The sequence below is a fragment of the Bartonella pachyuromydis genome (assembly GCF_039543065.1).
In the GTDB taxonomy this organism is placed as follows: Bacteria; Pseudomonadota; Alphaproteobacteria; order Rhizobiales; family Rhizobiaceae; genus Bartonella; species Bartonella pachyuromydis.
Map to the genome: position 1 here is coordinate 1 of NZ_BAABJA010000031.1, position 5384 is coordinate 5384.

5 protein-coding genes and 1 pseudogene are annotated in these 5384 nt (G+C 41.1%); 2 read left to right on the forward strand and 4 right to left on the reverse strand.

Annotation, left to right across the window (positions count from 1 at the left end):
* Positions 1 to 126: 126 nt before the first annotated feature.
* From ABD917_RS08415 to ABD917_RS08430, 4 genes and pseudogenes are all read right to left on the reverse strand, one after another.
* A pseudogene (locus ABD917_RS08415) lies at positions 127 to 504 on the reverse strand (portal protein); the annotation flags it as partial.
* Complete coding sequence (locus ABD917_RS08420; protein WP_345119624.1) at positions 489 to 1817, reverse strand: PBSX family phage terminase large subunit; 1329 nt, start codon at positions 1815 to 1817, stop codon at positions 489 to 491. The pseudogene ABD917_RS08415 and the gene ABD917_RS08420, both read right to left, overlap by 16 nt.
* On the reverse strand, positions 1798 to 2130 hold the full coding sequence (locus ABD917_RS08425; RefSeq protein WP_345119625.1) for a hypothetical protein: 333 nt from the start codon (positions 2128 to 2130) through the stop codon (positions 1798 to 1800). The genes ABD917_RS08420 and ABD917_RS08425 overlap by 20 nt, the downstream gene beginning before the upstream one ends.
* Positions 2131 to 2718: 588 nt before the next feature.
* On the reverse strand, positions 2719 to 3282 hold the full coding sequence (locus tag ABD917_RS08430) for a hypothetical protein (RefSeq protein WP_345119626.1): 564 nt from the start codon (positions 3280 to 3282) through the stop codon (positions 2719 to 2721).
* A 258-nt stretch (positions 3283 to 3540) separates the two neighbouring features.
* Here ABD917_RS08430 and ABD917_RS08435 point away from each other — a divergent pair, with 258 nt between their 5' ends.
* Positions 3541 to 4707, forward strand: coding sequence for a tyrosine-type recombinase/integrase (locus ABD917_RS08435; RefSeq protein ID WP_345119627.1), 1167 nt, complete (start codon positions 3541 to 3543; stop codon positions 4705 to 4707).
* 209 nt (positions 4708 to 4916) lie between these two features.
* The gene (locus tag ABD917_RS08440) at positions 4917 to 5117 is read left to right on the forward strand and encodes a helix-turn-helix transcriptional regulator (RefSeq protein WP_007347430.1); all 201 of its coding nucleotides are present in this window, start codon (positions 4917 to 4919) and stop codon (positions 5115 to 5117) included.
* Positions 5118 to 5384: the final 267 nt, after the last annotated feature.

Sequence of the window (5384 nt, forward strand, 5' to 3'; positions counted from 1 at the left end):
ACGTGCCAATCTTATCTAAAAAATGGTCAAATGAATCATGCATAAAAGTGTGGATTCTTAAGTGGATTCATATAAAATAATTACACGCAACATATTGACTTTATTAGTTTTTTATGTACAATGTGGTGCCATGTCGCGAAACCATTCTGCTGCACCGGTTAGCAATTCACTTGGCAATGCCTTGCCTATCTGACGGGGGATAAACTGCACTTCACGTTTGTTATTCCGTTCTGACCCCACAACCGCATTCACAAGTGGGGCTATCCGATTAAAAGTCATAACGGGGCGGCGTTGTTCCTTTAAAGCTGCTAAATCGGCTTCATTCCACTGATCTCCATTGTAAAAACGAAAATCTTCACGGGCTTGTTCACGCCATTTGTTCACATGCTCAACATCTTCTTTGTACCAACTCACAAGCTTGCGAAACAAACCTTCTGTCGACAAATCTGAAATGTTGCTATCTTGCTCTAAATGCTCTTCATCATGCATCATTCTGCCATCCATGACGTGCTCTCATAAGCTTCTCTACCGCTATAAGCTTCTCTCTTATGTTTCTGCACCGGCTGTTCATAACCCACACACATTAAGCCAAAGGCATCGGCTGCATGACTCGACCAATCATGCTCGGCGCCTAACCCTATATTCCGCTTCTCATCCCATTTCTCATGATACCAGTTCAGTGCCTTGCGTCCTGCTACGGTCATCTCTTCATTAAACCAAACTGAAGGTAAAATACGTCGCACCGCCTCTATCCGCATCTTAACAGCGCCAGCCCCTTGATTAGGAATGACCTGCGTTTCAAAACCCGCATCATTCAAGGCACTCTCAAAACTCACATTGTGCACACGGTCTCTGGTCGCACCATCATGGGGAAGAACCATCAACGCCTTCTCATAACCATTTTGACGCAACCAACCAATATGCTCTGACAACGGCTGTCCCTGTGCCTCGTAATAATCCAGCACTCTGATCTCTCTGCCAATAAATTGCGCTATCCAAATAGCCGTTGCATCTGCTTTGGCACCTGTGCCGCCAATATCCCAAAAGGCGCGTATCTGCATTAAAGGATCACGTGCAACACGCCCTATCCGCCCCTCCTGCTCGGCTGCCAACATTTCCTTTTGAAAGTAAGCCCCTTGAACAGCGGTAAGATAAGCCCCCTCCCATATATGCTTATAGGTCTCTGGGCGGTATCTCAAATCATCAAGACGGGCTTCATTCAAGATCTTGGGAAACTTCGGATTGTCTGACCAGTTGATCTCAACACGCTTAATGGCTTCATTATCTGAAAAGCGAAACCGCTTCTCAACGGGGGCATTGTCCCGTAACGGGTTCCATGTTACCCATAATTCTGCTCTCCAACCCTCGCCCTCTTCACGCAATGTCGGTATAAGTGTCTGCCAAGCTGTCTCTGTGACGGGTTCTGCCTCATCAACCCAACACAGCAATATCCGCCCCATCGATTTGATACTGGCGATATTACGGTCTAGTCCACAAAACTGAAAGGCTATACGACCATCATTTGACTTAATCGAAGCCTCTCCAACTTTATAATAGTCCTTTAAAAAATCATGCGCTTCAATAGCACGCTTAATCTCCTCCAATGAACTTTCTGCGAGCGAATTTTGGAACTGACGCGCACAAAGTATAGTGCCTGATATTCCCCCCATACCAAATTGATAGCCTTTTAAAGCAGCCATCAAAGCAAAAGATCTTGTCTTTCCAGACCCTCGTCCACCCCAAGCCGCTCTGACCAAAGCATCCCCTGCAAAAAGTGGAATAAGCTTTGGTACAATCTTAATCTGTTTTGTCGTCATTCACTAAAGGAGCGATTTCCACGCGCCCTATCATCTTAATGGCTCCCCCATCTTCTCCTGTCACTTGCAAAGGCAAAATCTTACCAAGCAACGCTAAATAAGCAGCAGGGCATTTAATCGCTTGTTTTTCCAAATAAGAGATCAGCCCTTCCTTACCATATTTGCTGCCTGCCAATTCAGCAGCTTTAATAATCGCCTCTTTTAAAAGCCGTGTATTCTTATTGGGCACTCCTTTAACACGCCCTTGACCAGCATTAGGAGGCAGAGGCTTTTTGGTCGGTTGTAAAACCTGTTGTGTGTTTTCCGATGTCATAAATTCCTCCCTCCAGATAATAAAAAACCCCGCATTTGCAGGGGTTTTAGACTGTACATCACCCTCATTTAGACAAAATACGCCTAAGTACAGCAATGTTATTAAATACGATTTGCATCACTTTGTCAACACCAAAATAACACATATTGATAATTTCAATGGGGATCGATTAGGTTGCATTTTAATCAGTAGATCATCAAAAAAGGAAAGGAAATAGTTGCATACTGCACTGTACTATTTTTACCAACGTTTGTTCCATGGCTGCCTGCAGCTATAATACTTAATTCTAGTGTAGGAAATGATCTACAAGAGAAAGTGGGCGGTCTATTGCTCGCTATATCTTTCGTGAGTTTTATTATGTCATGTATAATGATAAAAACAATGCATGAAAATGGACTACAAGAGAATATCAAAGATATAGCTTTACTAACTTGTGGAGTACCACTTCTACTTTGTGGTGTCATTGGTGGTATAATTGCACTTTTTATGTGGAATATAACAATAGGAATAATAATTATAGGGTTATCAGTTCTAATCTACATAAGAAAATATTTGTTAGGAATTTGTGGAGTAATATTGGGATTAATATTAACCATAGCATTGATCAAATTTATTTGGAGAATTGTCTAATGAAAAATGCTTATAAAGCGCATTAAGAGTAACCTTTAGTGAACTTACAAGATGCGGTAATTCTTGATCCTCTATAACAAGGTACTGTAGCGCAGCGTAAAGATTGTACTGTCTATAGAGATGTTGCGCTTCTTTTATTGCTTCTTGCATGTTTGCAAACTGCTTTGTTGCAAATTCTACCCATTTGTCCCTCGCTTTATCATCAGCAGATGATGGCATTTCATCATAAATCGCATTAGGCAAGCCTTTTGCACATAGATAGTCGTTTCGTATCTGTAGGTACTGTTGTGCGGTGTCATATTGCTCTTGATCAAGAACGCCTTGTAAACACAGCCGCCCTATATAAGTACCAGAAAGCGGATTTTTAGCCTCTTGTAAGCTTAAACCAAAGCGCTTTGCACGTATTTCTATTGCGAATTTATCGACAGCTTCACGAGGTGCTTTTGCTCGCGACATACGTCCATTGGCTTCTCTTATCTGCCCTGTTATCTTAGGACGTCCCCTCTTTTTATTTTTTTTCACAGATAGCCTCTCTTAAAAAGGAACGCTGTCATTTGGTACTGTAGGCATATCAAGAGGTCTGTGAAAGCTTCTGTCATAAGGAAACAAGGTATTGATTTATAATGATAATCTAGCGTTATTCATATTGAATGAGAACACCGAATAACGTAAGATTCTCTCATTTCAAATCTGTTTATCTTGCATCAATTAAAATCACTCATTTGCACATCACAAGCGGGATGAGTGTGTGGATCAAATTTGTATAAGAAAGGAGTAAAAATGGTCCTTATGAACCGTCTTAATGCAAGGTCTGTCGCAACATTGGGGGCTGGCAAATATAATGATGGTGCCGGCTTGTTACTCCATAAGCGTAAAGATGGTGGTGCTCAATGGATTTATCGTTATACCCTTCACGGACGCCGTCGTGAAATGGGCTTGGGTGCCTTGAGAGATGTTTCTTTAAAACAAGCCCGTGAATTGGCAATGGGGTGGCGCTCTGTTTTACGTGAGGGGCGTGACCCCATTAAAGAACGCAATAAACAAAAGCGTGAGGCAATAAGCAATCTCCATTATTTAAAAGATATCGCGTTGGATGCTTTTGAAAGTCGTAAAGCTGAATTAAAAAATGATGGCAAGGCTGGAGATTGGCTTTCACCTTTAAAACTGCATATTTTACCAAAATTAGGCTGTCTGCCGGTTTCTGAGATTACCCAAACAGAAATACGCAATGTTCTTGCCCCTATTTGGCATTCAAAAGCTGGAACAGCTAATAGAGCTCTTATTCGTCTCAATCTTTGTCTCAAACATGCGGCTGCGTTAGGTTTAAATGTTGATTTACAAGCAACAGAAAAAGCACGCGCGCTCTTAGGTAAACAACGTCATAAAACGCAAAATTTACCAGCAATGGATTGGAGAGATGTGCCGGCTTTTTATCAAACGCTTTGCGAAGAATCAACCCTAACACAACTGGCTTTGCGTTTGCTTATTTTGACAGGCGTTCGTACTTTTTCTTTACGTCATATTCATAAAGATCAAATTGAAGATGATATATGGACTATCCCTGCTGAGAATATGAAAGGAAAGCTTGATACAACAAAAGAATTTCGTGTGCATTTATCATCACAAGCATTAGACATTTTAAAACAAGCACGTTTGCTTTCTCGCAATGATTTCTTCTTTTCTGCTAGAGGTCGGGGTCCCCTTAATGAGAGTTCTATGGCAAAATATATGAGAAAAAATAAAATTGATGCCTGCCCGCATGGATTTCGTTCTAGTTTACGCGATTGGCTTGCTGAAACAACCGATGCACCCTATGAAGTCGCTGAAACCATTCTGGGGCATGTGGTCGGGGGGCAAGTAGAGCGTGCCTATCGTCGGACTGATTATTTAGAACAACGCCGTGTTTATATGGATAAATGGGCGGCTTATGTCACAGGTCAATCTTAAGATATGGGGTGCATAACCCCATGATCTGTGGATAACTTTAGCTCTCTCTTCTCTCATTCTTTCTCAATGAGACTCATAAATTATCACATCAGAAAATGGATAATAAAACACTGTTTTTTATAGACTAAATACCTTTCCAATGATTCAATAATATGGTTAATAAATACATATGATTTGTTCCCATTTTTTACTCTTGAAAGGAAATTATAATGACAGAAAATGATATTCTTTTAACTGACCGTGAAAGTGCAAAATTGCTTCATATGAGTGTTTCAACATTCCGCCGTCATGTGACCAATGGCTCTTTACCAAAACCTTTAAAATTTGGCTTTTTATCGCGTTGGTTACAATCAGATCTTTTGAATGTTATAGAGCAAGCAAAACAGCAACGTTATAACGACGTCGCATAAAAGAAAACCTTGTCACGTAAGGACGGACAAGGCTTTCCATTTTCACTCAAACAATGAATAGCAAAATCCGTTCTGTGACGCAAATAACAGGACAATAATTATGTTTTATGAAAATTCTCAGGGCATCACAAATGCCTTGTGTGGGGTTTGGTATGGGCGTTATGGAAGTGCCCGTTGTCCAGCCCATGATGATCAATTGCCTAGCTTATTCCTTGCCAATGGACATGATGGGCGTCTTTTACTCATTTGTTATGCTGGCTGCTCTTT